Below are 13,962 nucleotides of genomic sequence, written 5' to 3' on the forward strand. Positions count from 1 at the left end.
GGAGCTTATCGGTTTTCCCGGGAAAGGCGCTCGGGTCTAAGGCTTGTTCAAGCTCGCCGCCGGGCGCGAAAAGCTTTGCCTGCCGTTCTTGAAACCCAGCACCGGCTCGGCGATCTCGGCGAGCGCGTCGGTGACTGTTCCCGAATCCAGTACGATCAGATCGGCCGGGTTACCGACCGCGATGCCGTAATCATCGAGCCGCATCAATCGCGCCGGCAGCGTGGTGACGAGATCGATGCAAGCGCTGAACCCGTCCGGCCCGACCTGGGCGGTATTGGCGTAGAGGTTTGCCATTCGCAGCAGCGAACAGTCGCCGAAGGGCGTGAACGGGTTCAGCACATTGTTGGTGGCGATCGAGCAGGTGACGCCATGGGCGAGCAGGCGATGCGCCGGGGTCAGCCCGCGCGGCACGTTATGTGTCGCGTCCCGGCCCATCAGATAGAGGTCGGTCGCCGGCAGAACGGTCACCGCGATGCCGGCCTCGGCCAGGCGTTCGGCCGTCCTTGCGAAGGCATCGGGCGGCAGCGTCGAGAGTTTCGTGACATGGCCGATGGCGACGCGGTTCCGGTAGCCGCGCCGCAGCGCCTGGCGACAGACCTCGTCGAGATGCATCCAGGACGGGTCGAGATCGAAATCGAGGTGGAAATCGAGATCGAGGTCGAAACGTTCGGCCAGGCAGAACAGCCGCTCGATCTGCAGATGCGGGTCGCTGTCGGTATAGGGGCAGCCGCCCAGCACATCCGCGCCGCCGCGCAGGGCCACGACCAATAGCTCCTCCGTGCCGGGATCATTGATCAGCCCTTCCTGGGGGAAGACGCAGATGGAGAGGTCGAGCCCCCAGGCATAATCGCGCTTCAGCGTCTTGATTGCCTCGAAGCTGCGCAGGCCCGCGCGTGGATCGACCTCGAGATGAGTGCGCATTCGCGTCGTGCCCTTAGTGATCGCCTTTTCCAGCACCTGTGCGCCGCGCGCATGGACGTCCTCGACGGTGAAATCGCGCTTCATCGCGGAGACCGCGCTGATCGCCTCCTTCAGGCCGCCACGAATATGTCCGCAGCGGCCGAGCAGGCAGGCTTTGTCGAGATGGACATGGCTGTCGACGAAGCCCGGCAGCACCGCGCGACCGTCGATGACGATCTCGGGAGCATCCGCGACGATCCGCGGCGCGATGGCGGCGATGCGGCCTGAGCTGACGCCGATATCGACGAGGCCATCATGGCCGCCGAGATGGGCCTGGCGGAAGATCAGATCGAAGGCGCTGTTAGTGGGCATCGGTATCGGCCTATCGGGAAAGACGGTCACGCGATCGGCCGGTCCGGCCATCATGCCGGTAAACAGCATGATGGCTCCGATTGCAGTTTATGTGCCGCAGCGCGCCGGGGGACCTGCGGGGGCCTGCGCCGAGGCAAAGCCGAAAGCACGGCCGGCGAAAAACATGACCGGGACAAGCGCCTTCCATCGCGGTCCCTGATTCAAGCGACTCGCCTTCGCGTGGAGCACGTTCTATATAAGAACAAAGAGAGAACAATTGCTCCAATGAACCCGAAACCCGCCCCTCTCGCCTTGGCCGATCTGCGGCGCAGCCTTGCCGAAGCGGCGCTGCGCACCGCGCCGGCTGCGGTCGGGAGGGTGAGCTTCGGTGCGCCTGCTCTTGATGAGCCGCTGGGCGGAGGCATCGCGCGCGCGGCGCTGCATGAGGTTTACGCACCGGGAACGGCGGATCTCGCTGCGGCGACGGGTTTCGCCGTGGGGCTGACGATCCGGGCGGCGCAGATGCGCCAGGTCCTCTGGGTCAGGCAGGATGTTCTCGATGCCGAGACCGGGCGTTTGCACCCGCCGGGGCTGGCCGAGCTTGGCCTCGACCCTGCGCGCATCCTTCTGGTGCGGGCGCGCGATGCGCAGGATGTGCTGCGGGCCGGCGCGGAGGCCGCGCGCTGTTCGGCGCTGGGGGCGGTGCTGATCGAGCCCTGGGGCGAGCCGCGCCTGTTCGATCTGACTGCGAGCCGGCGATTGGCGCTGGCGGCGGAGGCGTCCGGCGTCACGACGGTGCTGCTGCGTGCGAGCGCCCGGCAGGATGCCAGCGCCGCCCGGACCCGTTGGCTGGTGCGTGCTTTGCCGTCGCGGGCCCTGGAGGCCAATGCGCCGGGCGATCCGGCATTCAGTCTCAGGCTGCTGCGCGATCGCGGCGGCCTGGGCGAGCGTGAGTGGCGTGTGGAGTGGGACCGTGACCGACAATCCTTTCATGAGAGATCTGCCTTCCAAGAGAGACCCGCCTTCCAGGCAAACCCTGCCTTCCATGAGAGAGCCGGCAACCAGGGGAGAGCACAGGATGCCGCGCCGCTATCTCGCCCTCTGGTTTCCTTTCCTGCCGACGGACCGGCTGCGGAGGGAGCGCGGGGTCCCGGCTTCCGGCGGGCGGGGTGAGCCGCCGCTGGTGGTGGTCGAGACGGTGCGTAACGCGCTCCGGCTGGTCGATTGCGACCAGAATGCCGTCAGGCTCGGGCTCACGCGTGGGCTGACGCTCGCCGATGCGCGCGCCCGGATTCCGGATCTCGTGGTGGTCGAGGCCGAGCCGCAGGCCGATCAGCGCCTGATCGAGCGGCTGGCCGCCTTCTGCGACCGTTTCACCCCGCTGGTCGCGCTCGACCCGCCTCATGGCCTGTTGCTCGACATCACCGGCTGCGCCCATCTCTTCGGCGGCGAGGCGGCGCTTCGGGCCATGATCGCCGAGCGGTTGCGGGCAGGCGGGCTCAATCAGCGCAGCGCGATCGCCGGGACACCGGAGGCGGCGCATGCGCTCTCCCGCTTCGGCGCGGGCGGTATCGTGCCGCCGGGCGAGGACGAGGCTATGATCCGCCCCTTGCCGGTCGCGGCATTGGAGATCGGCGCCGAGACCGTCATCGCCTTGTCCCGGGCCGGGCTGAAATCGGTGGGTGACTTGGCTGAGCGGCCCTCCATGGCCCTGTCCGCCCGCTTCGGTGAGGATCTGGCGATCCGGCTCAGGCGTACGCTGGGCCGGGAGGATGTCCGGATCACGCCGCTGCGCCCGGCGCCCGCTTGCATGGTCGAGCGGCATTTCGCCGAGCCTCTGCTGGACATGCAGGGGCTGGAGGCGGTGGTGACGCGCTTGATCGCGGAGGCTGCCCGCCTGTTGGAACAGCGTGGCGAGGGCGGGCGCGCCTTCGAGATCAGCCTCTTCCGCACGGATGGCGCGGTTAGGCGGTTGGGTATCGAGACCGGCCGTCCCTCGCGCGACGCCGATGCCATCCTCAGGCTCTACCGCGAACGCATCGACACGCTGGCGGACCCGCTTGACCCGGGCTTCGGCTTCGACGCGGTCCGCCTCGCCATCCCGGTCTGCGAGCCGCTGAACACGCATCAGCCCAGCCTGGACGGGCGCGCCGTCGAGGACGAGGCGGTGGCCGAGCTCCTCGACCGCCTGGTCACTCGTTTCGGCCGCGACCGTGTGTTGCGTTTTGCCGCGCGGGACACGCATGACCCGCGCCGCGAGGCGAGGGCGGTTCCGGTCGCCGCGCCCGCGTCAGCGATCGCATGGCCCGCGCCCGAGCCTGATGAACCGCCGACGCGCCCGCTCCAGCTCTTCGAGCCGCCTCAGCCGATCGAGACCTTGGCCGAGGTGCCGGACGGGCCGCCCTTGCGTTTCCGCTGGCGGCGCGTGCTGCACGAGATCGCCCGCGCCGAGGGGCCCGAGCGCATCGCGCCGGAATGGTGGCGCGATGGGCCAGCCGAGCCGGCGCGCGACTATTACCGTGTCGAGGACGCGCAAGGGCGCCGCTTCTGGCTCTTCCGCGCCGGGCTCTATGAGCGCGAAAACGAGATGCCGCGCTGGTTCTTGCACGGACTTTTCGCATGAATCAGTCTCTGAGCGCTTACTCCGAACTCGTTGTTGCAACGAATTTTTCCTTCCTGCGCGGCGCCTCGCCCGGTCCCAATCTGGTGCTGAGCGCCCTGCTGCTTGGCCATGCCGGCATCGGCATCGCCGACCGCAATACGGTCGCAGGCGTGGTGCGCGCCTTCAGCGCCCTTGCCTATCTGCGCGAGCATGGTTTGCCAGAGCCCGAGAAGATCCGCGAAGGCGGCAGTCCGGGCGAATTTATCTGGGTCGAGAACCCGACCTTCGCCGATCTGCCCTTCACCGGAGAGCAGCTCCAGAGCATGGCCCGGGCCTTCAAGCTCGCGGTCGGCAGCCGGCTCGTCTTCACTGATGGCACGCCCGACATCGTCGTCTACCCCGCCAATCGCGCCGGCTGGGGAAGGCTCTGCCGCCTGCTCAGCCAGGGCAATCTGAAGGCGCGAAAGGGCAATTGCATCCTGCATCTCGACGATCTGCTCTCGGATGCGCGCGACCTGCTGCTCGTCGTCATGCCGGGCAAGCGCCATGATGATCTGCCCGCGCTCCTCGCTCGGCTGGACGAGGCCGCGCCCGGCGCGGTCTGGCTGGCGGCCAGCATGCATCGCAAGGGCGACGATCGCCGCCGCCTCGCCCGGTTGAAGTCGATTGCGGCTGCGACCCGCACGCCGCTGCTGGCCACCAATGACGTGCTCTACGATGCCCCCGAGCAGCGCGACCTGCAGGATCTGCTGACCTGCATCCGCGAGGGCGTCGCCATCGACCAGGCGGGCCGCATGCTCGAGGCCAATGCCGAGCGCCACCTCAAGGCCGGGCAGGAGATGGCGCGGCTTTTCCGCGACGCGCCCGATGCTATCGCGGAGACCGGCCATCTGCTTGGGCGCATCGAGTTCGACCTGGGCGAACTCACCTATGAATATCCCGACGAGCCGGTGCCGCCGGGCTGGACTGCGCAGGGCTGGCTTACGGAGCTGGTCCGCAAGCGCTCGCAGATGCGCTATCCCGATGGCGTGCCCGAAAAAGTGCAGGCGCTGCTCGACCAGGAACTCGTCTTGATCGGGAAGCTCGAATACGCCCGCTATTTCCTCACCATCCGCCAGATCGTCGAATTCGCCGACAGTGAGGGCATCCTCTGCCAGGGCCGGGGCTCGGCCGCCAATTCCGCCGTCTGCTATGTGCTCGGCATCACGGCGGTCGATCCGGCCGAGAACGACGTGCTCTTCGCCCGTTTCATCTCCGAGGAACGGCGCGAGCCGCCCGATATCGACGTCGATTTCGAGCATGAGCGGCGCGAAGAGGTGATCCAGTGGATCTATGAGAAATACGGCCGCCACCGAGCCGGCATCGCCGCGACCGTGATCCATTACCGGCCGCGCAGCGCCATCCGCGATGTCGGCAAGGCGCTGGGCCTGACCGAGGATGTCACCGCCCGGCTCGCCGACACGCAATGGGGCAGCTGGGGCACCGAGATCGGCGCCAATCATGTCCGCCAGGCTGGGCTCGATCCGACGAACCCGACGATCCTGCGCGCAGTCGGCTTTGCGCTCAGACTGCTCGGCTTCCCGCGCCATCTCTCGCAGCATGTCGGCGGCTTCGTATTGGCGCGCGGCCGCCTCGACGAGATGGTGCCGATCGGCAATGCCGCGATGGACGACCGCACCTTCATCGAATGGGACAAGGACGACATCGACGCGCTGCGCCTGATGAAGGTCGATGTGCTGGCGCTCGGCATGCTGACCTGCATTCGCAAAGCCTTCGACCTGCTGCGCGAGCATGAGGGCAAGGATTTGGGGCTGGCCGATGTCCCCAAGGATGACGAAGCGACCTACGACATGCTCTGCGAGGGGAAATCGCTCGGCGTCTTCCAGGTTGAGAGCCGGGCGCAGATGAATATGCTGCCGCGTCTGAAGCCGCGGGTCTTCTACGATCTCGTCATCCAGGTCGCGATCGTCAGGCCCGGCCCGATCCAGGGCAACATGGTCCACCCCTATCTCAAGCGGCGCGCGGGGCTGGAAGAGGTGGTCTATCCTTCACCGTCGCCCGAGCATGGCCCGCCCGACGAACTCGTCGAAGTGCTCGATAAGACCTGCGGCGTGCCGCTCTTTCAGGAGCAGGCGATGAAGCTCGCCATGGTGGCGGCGAAATTCAGCGATCCTGAAGCCAATCGCCTGCGCCGCGCCATGGCGACCTTCCGCAATCTCGGCACGATCGGCCAGTTCGAGGAGATGATGGTCGGGCGCATGGTCGGGCGCGGCTATGAGCGTGATTTCGCCCAGCGCTGCTTCGACCAGATCAAGGGCTTCGGCAGTTACGGCTTTCCCGAGAGCCACGCTGCCTCCTTCGCCAAGCTGGTCTACATTTCCTCCTGGCTGAAATGCCACCATCCGGCGATCTTCGCCTGCGCATTGCTGAATTCGCAGCCGATGGGGTTTTACGCGCCGGCGCAGATCGTCCGCGAGGCGCAGGAGAATGGCGGCGTGGAGGCGCGCGCCATCGACGTGAATTTCAGTGGCTGGGACAATGCGGTGGAGCGGCAATCGGTAATAGGCAGTCGGCAGTCGAAAGAAACGAAATCGATGTCGTTCCCGACTGCCGACTGCCTATTACCGACTGCCCCTCACACCTTCGCGCTCCGCCTCGGCCTGCGCCAGATCGACGGCTTCCAGGAGGAATGGGGACTGCGCATCGCCAAGGCACGCGGCGAAGGCTATGCCGACGTCGAAAACCTCGCCCGCCGCGCCAGATTGCCGGCCCGCGCCATGCGCTTGCTCGCCGATGCCGATGCCTTCCGCTCGCTCGGGCTCGACCGGCGCGAGGCGCTCTGGGCCGTGCGCCGCCTGCCCGATGACGAGGCGCTTCCTCTGTTTGCGGCGGCGCAGGCGCATGAGCTGGGCGAAGAACCCGCCATGGCGCTACCCGTCATGCCGTTGCCCGAGCACATCGTCGCCGACTACCAGACGGCGCGTCTCTCGCTGAAGGGCCATCCGATGGGCATGCTGCGGCCGCTCTTCAGGCGGGAGGGGGTGTTGAGCTGTGCGCAGACCGAGGCGAAGCCGGACGCCGCCTGGGCGCGCACCGCCGGCGTCGTGCTGGTGCGCCAGCGCCCGGGCAATGGCAACGCGGTCTTCATCACGCTGGAGGATGAGACCGGCATCACCAATGTCGTGCTCTGGGCGAGGTTGTTCGAACGCTTTCGCCGCGAGGTCATGGGCGCGCGGCTGCTGCTGGTCGAGGGCCGGGTGCAGAAGAGCCCGGAAGGCGTGACGCATCTGATGGCGCAGCGCGTGATCGACCGTAGTGCCGACCTTCTGAAGCTCTCGGATACGCATCGCGCTGAGCGCGCCTCGATGCTGACCGACGAACTCCTGCCTCCGCAGATCCCACGCGGCCGCCATCCGCGCAATGTCCGTATCCTGCCGAAATCGCGGGATTTCCATTAAGTCCGAAATTTGCCTATTTTAAAGGCAATTACGCCTGCATACTTTTTAGGCAAATCTTTGCATGGCTGTTGCGTCGGCAAAGATCGGGGCGGCGCATGGCGTTGCTCCGCTACGCCTTACTGGCACAGCCTTTGCTCAGGCTCCTTCGAAATCATCCATTTCGGAGTTAGCCGATGATCCGTTCCGCTCTCGCCTTGTCTTTTGCCGCAGGGCTCCTGCTCGCGGCGCAATCGGCTTCCGCCCAGGGCACGCTGCGGATCGGCATGACGGCCTCCGACATCCCGCTGACCACCGGCCAGACCGACCAGGGCGGCGAAGGCATGCGCTTCATGGGCTATACGGTCTATGACGGGCTGATCAACTGGGACCTCAGCAAGGCCGACAAGGCCTCCGACCTGGTGCCCGGCCTCGCCACGAGCTGGACCGTCGATGCCGCCGACAAGACGAAATGGACCTTTGTGCTGCGCGAGGGCGTGAAGTTCCATGACGGCTCGGAATTCACTGCGGACGCCGTCATCTGGAACCTCGACAAGCTCCTGAAGAATGATGCCCCGCAATTCGACCAGCGCCAGGCCGCACAGGGCCGCTCGCGCATCCCGGCTGTCGGGACTTACAAGGCGATCGACAAATACAAGGTCGAGATCGTCACCAAGACGCCGGACGCGACGCTGCCCTATCAGATCGCCTGGATCATGATGTCCTCGCCGGCGCAGTGGGAGAAGCTCGGCAAGAGCTGGGACGCTTTCGCCAAGACGCCTTCGGGCACCGGCCCCTGGCAGCTCACCGCCTTCCAGCCGCGCGAGCGCGCCGAGCTCTCGCCGTTCCCCGGCTATTGGGACAAGGCGCGCGTGCCCAAGCTCGACAAGCTCGTGCTGCTGCCGCTGCCGGAGCCCAATGCCCGCGCCGCCGCCTTGAGGGCAGGGCAGGTCGACTGGATCGAGGCGCCGTCGCCCGATCTCGTGCCCTCGCTCAAGAGCGCCGGTTTCCAGATCGTCACCAATGCCTATCCGCATAACTGGACCTGGCATCTCTCCCGTGCCGAAGGTTCGCCCTGGAACGACATCCGCATCCGCAAGGCGGCCAATCTGGCGGTCGACCGCGAGGGGCTGAAGGAATTGCTCGGCGGCATGATGATCCCGGCCGAGGGCTTCTATCCGCCCGGCCATCAATGGTTCGGCAATCCCACCTTCAAGCTGAAATACGATCCCGAGGCCGCCAAGAAGCTGCTCGCCGAGGCCGGCTATTCGCCTGCCAAGCCGGTGCAGACCAAGATCCTGATCGCGCCCTCCGGCTCCGGCCAGATGCAGCCTCTGCCGATGAACGAGTTCGTCCAGCAGAACCTCGCCGAGGTCGGAATCAAGATCGATTTCGAGGTTGTCGAATGGAACACGCTGATCAACATCTGGCGCGCCGGCGCCAAGCATGAATCGTCGCGCCAGGCGACGGGCATGAACTACACATATTTCATCCAGGATCCCTTCACCGGCCTGATTCGGCATCTGCAGTGCAATCTGCAGCCGCCGGCGGGCACCAATTGGGGTTATTACTGCGACCCCGAGATGGACAAGCTCTTCGAGCAGGTCCGCAACACCTTCGATCCGGCCGAGCAGACCAAGGTGCTGCAGAAAATCCATGAGAAATATGTCGACGAGGCGCTGTTCCTGATGGTGACGCATGACGTCAACCCGCGCGCCTTGAGCCCCAAGGTGAAGGGCTTCATTCAGGCCCAGAACTGGTTCCAGGACTTCTCGCCGATCACGATGACGAAGTGAGGCGGAGAATGGCTCGCATCGCCGCGGAGACAGCACGACAGAAGCCGTCATGGTCGGGCAAGTCTCGACGGAGACCGACATATGTCGGTCATCCGTCATGGTCGGGCTTGTCCCGACCATCCACGTCTTCGCTGGTCGAGACCTGTGTTCAAGACGTGGATGCTCGCTACAAGGGCGAGCATGACGGCCGCGGAGTCGGATTGTTGTCAGGTTGGGCTGTGGCAACCCCATGCTGAGCTATCTCGCCAAGCGTATCCTCTATGTCCTTCCGGTCGCGTTCGGCGTCAGCGTGTTCTGCTTCCTGCTCGTCCATATCGCGCCCGGCGATCCGCTGACTGCGGTGCTGCCACCGGACGCTTCGCAGGCGATGCAGGACGAGTTGCGCAAGATCTACGGTTTCGACCGGCCGCTGCCGATCCAGTTCGGCCTCTGGCTGTTGAAGGCGCTGCAAGGCGATCTCGGCACCTCGATCGCCACCGGCCGCCCGGTTGCGGCGGAGGTCTGGCGCGCGGTCGGCAACACGCTGCTGATCGCCGTGCTGGCGACGGTGATCGGCTTCCTGCTCGGCTCGTTCTTCGGCTTCGTCGCGGGCTATTTCCGCGGCTCCCTCCTCGACAAATTCGCCTCGATGCTGGCGGTGCTCGGCGTCTCCGTGCCGCATTACTGGCTCGGCATGGTGATGGTGATCGTGTTCTCGGTGCAGCTCGGCTGGCTGCCGCCGGGCGGGGCGGGGCCGGGCGGTTCGGCCGCCTGGATCTGGGATTGGGAGCATGTCAGCTACATGATCCTGCCCGCCATCACGATGTCGGTGATCCCGATGGGCATCATCGCGCGCACCGTGCGCGCGTTGGTCGCCGACATCCTGAACCAGGAATTCGTCCCGGCCCTTCGCGCCAAGGGGTTGATGGATTTCGGCGTGTTCAAGCATGTCGTGAAGAATGCGGCCCCTACAGCGCTTGCCGTGATGGGGCTCCAGCTTGGCTATCTGCTCGGCGGCTCTATCCTGATCGAGACCGTGTTCTCCTGGCCCGGCACCGGCTTCCTGCTCGGCAATGCCATCTTCCAGCGCGATCTGCCGCTGCTGCAGGGCACGATCCTGGTGCTTGCGATGTTCTTCGTGGGCCTGAACCTGCTCGTCGACATCCTGCAAGGGCTGCTCGATCCGCGCGTGCGGAGGCGCTGAGATGACCACGCTCACCGAGGCCGCCACGCCCGTCGTCACTCCGCTTGCCAAATCGCCGGGCTATTGGGCCGGTGTGTTCAGGCGCTTCAAGACCGACAAGGTCGCGGTCGGCGCCGGCATCGTCGTCCTGCTGATCATCCTGATGGCGGTCTTCGCCGACTATATCGCGCCGGCCGACCCGACGCGCTCCTCGATGCTCCGGCGGCTGCGCCCGATCGGCACGCCGGGCTATCCGCTCGGCGCCGACGAGCTTGGCCGCGACATGCTCTCGCGATTGATCTTCGGCGCCAGGCTCTCGCTCTTCATGGGCGTGGTGCCGGTCTTCATCGCCTTTATCTTCGGCTCGCTGATCGGCGTCGCCGCCGGCTTCTTCGGCGGCAAGTTCAACACCATCACCATGCGCACGGTCGATGTGTTCTACGCCTTCCCCTCCGTGCTGCTGGCGATCGCGCTTTCCGGCGCCATGGGGGCCGGCATCGCCAATTCGCTGCTGTCGCTGACCATCGTCTTCATCCCGCCGATCGCGCGCATCGCCGAGAGCGTGACGACGCAGGTGCGCGGCATGGACTATGTCGAGGCCGCGCGCGCCAGCGGAGCCGGGGCCTTCACGATCATCCGCGTGCATGTGCTCGGCAATGTGCTGGGGCCGATCTTCGTCTATGCGACCAGCCTGATCTCGGTCTCGATGATCCTGGCCTCGGGCCTGTCGTTCCTGGGGCTCGGCACCAAGCCGCCGACGCCGGAATGGGGGCTTATGCTGAACACGCTGCGCACCGCGATCTATGTCCAGCCCTGGGTGGCGGCCCTGCCGGGCGCGGCGATCTTCATCACCTCGATCTCGTTCAACCTGCTCTCGGACGGCTTGCGCTCGGCGATGGATGTGAAGGGCTGATCATGGCTGAGAACCCGACCCTGGACGAACGCGACCGCGGCGGCGCCGGAACACCGCTGCTCGAGGCGCGGACCCTGACCAAGCATTTCCCGCTCGGCCGCGGCGCGGTGGTGCGCGCCGTCGATGGCGTCGATTTTGCCGTGCTCAAGGGCGAGACGCTCGGCGTCGTCGGCGAATCCGGCTGCGGCAAATCGACGACGGCACGCGTGGTGATGCAGCTCATCGCCCAGGACAAGGGCGAGATGCTGTTCGACGGCGAGATCGTCGGCGGGCTCTCGCTCAGCCTGAAGGAATATCGTCGCCAGGCCCAGATGGTCTTCCAGGACAGCTACGCCTCGCTCAATCCACGGCTGACCATCGAGGATTCGATCGCCTTCGGGCCGACGGTGCATGGCGTCTCGAAACAGGCCGCGATCCTGCGCGCCCGCGATCTCCTGGTTCGCGTTGGGCTCGATCCCGCACGCTTCGCCGCGCGCTACCCCCATGAGCTGTCCGGCGGGCAGCGCCAGCGCGTCAACATTGCGCGCGCGCTCGCACTGGGCCCGCGACTCGTCATCCTCGACGAGGCGGTCTCGGCGCTCGACAAATCGGTCGAGGCGCAGGTGCTGAACCTGCTCGCCGATCTGCGCGAGGAGTTCGGCCTGACCTACATCTTCATCAGCCACGACCTCAACGTCGTGCGCTTCATCAGCGACCGCGTCATGGTGATGTATCTCGGCGAGGTGGTCGAGATCGGCCCGGTCGACGAGCTCTATGACGATCCGCGCCATCCCTATACCCGCGCGCTGCTCTCGGCGATGCCTTCCATGGACCCGGACAACCGCACGATGGAGGCGCCGCTCGCCGGCGATCCGCCCAACCCGATCAATCCGCCCGATGGTTGCCGTTTCCATCCGCGCTGCCCGCAGGCCCAGACCGTCTGTGCCAAGGTCAAGCCCGTGCTCGCGACGGCGGGCGAGGGCACGCGGCAGGTTGCCTGCCATATGGAGGTCGCCGGCTCCGGCCATAGCCGTGCGCCCAAGCTGGAGGAGGCTGCGTGACCGCCCCGCTCGTCGCCCAGCCTCTCGTCGCTATCGAGAACCTCACCGTCCGCTTCCGTGGCACGCAGAACGTCCATGCCGTCAACGGCGTCTCCTTGACGCTGGAGCCTGGCAAGGTGCTGGGTATCCTCGGCGAATCCGGCTCGGGCAAGAGCGTCACGCTGAAGACGCTGCTGCGGCTCCTGCCCGAGAGCCGCACCGATATCGGCGGCACGGTCCAGGTCGATGGCCGTGACGTGCTGGCGCTGAACCCGCAGGACCTCTCCGATTATCGCGGCCGCGTCACCTCGATGATCTTCCAGGACCCGATGCTGGCGCTGGACCCGGTCTATACGATCGGCGAGCAGATCGCCGAGGCGATCGTCCGGCATGAGAAGATCGGCAGGAAGGCCGCGATGGCGCGCGCGCTCGAACTGCTCGAGCTTGTCCGCATTCCCTCGCCGGAGCGAAGGCTCAAGGCCTATCCGCATGAGATGTCGGGCGGCATGCGCCAGCGCGCCATGATCGCGCTCGCACTCGCCGCCCGTCCCAAGCTGCTGCTCGCCGACGAGCCGACGACGGCGCTCGACGCCACCGTGCAGATCCAGATCCTGCTGCTGTTGCGCCAGCTCCAGCGCGACCTCGGCATGGGCGTGATCTTCGTCACCCACGATATCGGTGTCGCGGTCGAGGTCTCGGACCGGCTCGCGGTGATGTATGCCGGTCAGATCGTCGAGACCGGCACGGTGCGCGAACTGATCCGCAATCCGCAGCACCCCTATACCAAGGGTTTGCTTGCGGCGAATTTGCACGGCGCCAGGAAAGGTGAGCGGCTGGAGGCTATCCCCGGCGCGCCGCCGGCCTTGAACGAACCGCCGGCCTCCTGCTCCTTCGCGCCGCGTTGCAAGCACGCCCAGGAGCGCTGCCGCGCCGCCTTGCCGCCGGTCGTGACGTTGGGCGAGGGGCGCGTGGTGCGCTGTGTCCTGGCCGAGGACGCGCTGGCTCCGGCCTGACGCGCGCGGCGGTCAGGCGGCTTCCGCGGCCGCCGCAGCTGTGGCGCGGGCTCCTGCGCGGTCACCGAGCGCGCCGAAATTCCCCAGGCTGATCAGGTGGGCATAGATCGGTGCGAGATAGCCCTTGCGGCGCAGATTGGCCAGAACGTCGTCGGGCAAGGCGTTGAAGCGCTCCTCGCTGACGGCGAGGAAGCCGCTGAAGCTCGAACTCACGCCTGTGGGCGAGCGGATATCGACATTGACCGTCTGGAACAGGTCGAGCGCTTTCAGCTCGGCGGTGAAGACGCCTGTCGCCTTGGCCGCATCGGCATATTCCCCCACAAAGGTGATGGCGCGTTGCAGCATTTCGCCTGGCTCGCCGGCCTCGCTGAAAAGGCGCTCGCCAGACTGGTCCTGCAGGCCGGTATAGCCGCCATCAAGGCAGATCACCTGCTGCTCCTGCGAAACCTCGCCGCCGATGAACGGGTAGCGGCGCAGATAGGCCGGCGCATGTACGCCGTTCCAGCGTCCGCTGGCGTCGATGAAATCGTTCTCGCCGCTGCGCATGCCGACCATGAACAAGGGGGAGACGCTGCCGGCCTCTTCCAGGAACAGGATCGGCATGTCGCGGCAGCCGAGCACGAATTCCGCCATCAGCGCCGGCACGACATGGCTGCCGGCCGCGAAGGCGTAACCCCGCTCCGCCGGAGCGATCCGCGCATCGCGGTGGATATTGCGATCGAGTACGACGATGCTCGTATAGAAGAGGGGCAATGGCGCCATGGTGCGGCTC

General features: G+C 66.4%; 10 protein-coding genes. 8 read left to right on the plus strand and 2 right to left on the minus strand.

The features are described from left to right. Positions 1-36 precede the first annotated feature (36 nt). Positions 37-1,272 (minus strand): amidohydrolase family protein, encoded by a 1,236-nt coding sequence (locus BMZ97_RS01995; RefSeq protein WP_092166492.1) that lies wholly within the window; start codon positions 1,270-1,272, stop codon positions 37-39. Between the two features lie 264 nt (positions 1,273-1,536). Between BMZ97_RS01995 and BMZ97_RS31440 the strand changes: the two genes are divergently transcribed. From BMZ97_RS31440 to BMZ97_RS02035, 8 genes are all read left to right on the plus strand, one after another. Then, positions 1,537-2,424: an ImuA family protein gene (locus tag BMZ97_RS31440; RefSeq protein ID WP_139221128.1), complete on the plus strand. Its 888-nt coding sequence runs from the start codon at positions 1,537-1,539 to the stop codon at positions 2,422-2,424. After that, positions 2,330-3,874 carry a Y-family DNA polymerase gene (locus BMZ97_RS02005; RefSeq protein ID WP_092164955.1) on the plus strand — a complete coding sequence of 515 codons (1,545 nt, stop codon included), beginning with the start codon at positions 2,330-2,332 and terminating at the stop codon, positions 3,872-3,874. Before BMZ97_RS31440 ends, BMZ97_RS02005 begins: the two co-directional genes overlap by 95 nt. Further along, positions 3,871-7,311 (plus strand): error-prone DNA polymerase, encoded by a 3,441-nt coding sequence (locus tag BMZ97_RS02010; RefSeq protein WP_092164957.1) that lies wholly within the window; start codon positions 3,871-3,873, stop codon positions 7,309-7,311. Before BMZ97_RS02005 ends, BMZ97_RS02010 begins: the two co-directional genes overlap by 4 nt. A 173-nt stretch (positions 7,312-7,484) precedes the next feature. Then, positions 7,485-9,083, plus strand: a complete 1,599-nt coding sequence (locus BMZ97_RS02015; RefSeq protein WP_092164959.1) for an ABC transporter substrate-binding protein — start codon at positions 7,485-7,487, stop codon at positions 9,081-9,083. A 229-nt stretch (positions 9,084-9,312) separates the two neighbouring features. Then, entirely contained in the window at positions 9,313-10,266 is a 954-nt protein-coding gene (locus BMZ97_RS02020) for an ABC transporter permease (RefSeq protein ID WP_092164961.1), read from the plus strand. Position 10,267: 1 nt separating this feature from the next. Beyond that, a complete protein-coding gene (locus tag BMZ97_RS02025; protein ID WP_092164963.1) occupies positions 10,268-11,158 on the plus strand; it encodes an ABC transporter permease in 891 nt (296 codons plus the stop codon). 2 nt (positions 11,159-11,160) lie between these two features. Further along, complete coding sequence (locus BMZ97_RS02030; RefSeq protein ID WP_210188199.1) at positions 11,161-12,198, plus strand: ABC transporter ATP-binding protein; 1,038 nt, start codon at positions 11,161-11,163, stop codon at positions 12,196-12,198. After that, positions 12,195-13,190, plus strand: coding sequence for an ABC transporter ATP-binding protein (locus BMZ97_RS02035; protein ID WP_092164965.1), 996 nt, complete (start codon positions 12,195-12,197; stop codon positions 13,188-13,190). Before BMZ97_RS02030 ends, BMZ97_RS02035 begins: the two co-directional genes overlap by 4 nt. A 12-nt stretch (positions 13,191-13,202) precedes the next feature. Here BMZ97_RS02035 and BMZ97_RS02040 read toward each other — a convergent pair whose 3' ends face one another. Beyond that, positions 13,203-13,952, minus strand: coding sequence for a SapC family protein (locus tag BMZ97_RS02040; RefSeq protein ID WP_092164967.1), 750 nt, complete (start codon positions 13,950-13,952; stop codon positions 13,203-13,205). Positions 13,953-13,962: the final 10 nt, after the last annotated feature.

This window comes from Allobosea sp. OK403, assembly GCF_900113835.1.
In the GTDB taxonomy this organism is placed as follows: Bacteria; Pseudomonadota; Alphaproteobacteria; order Rhizobiales; family Beijerinckiaceae; genus Allobosea.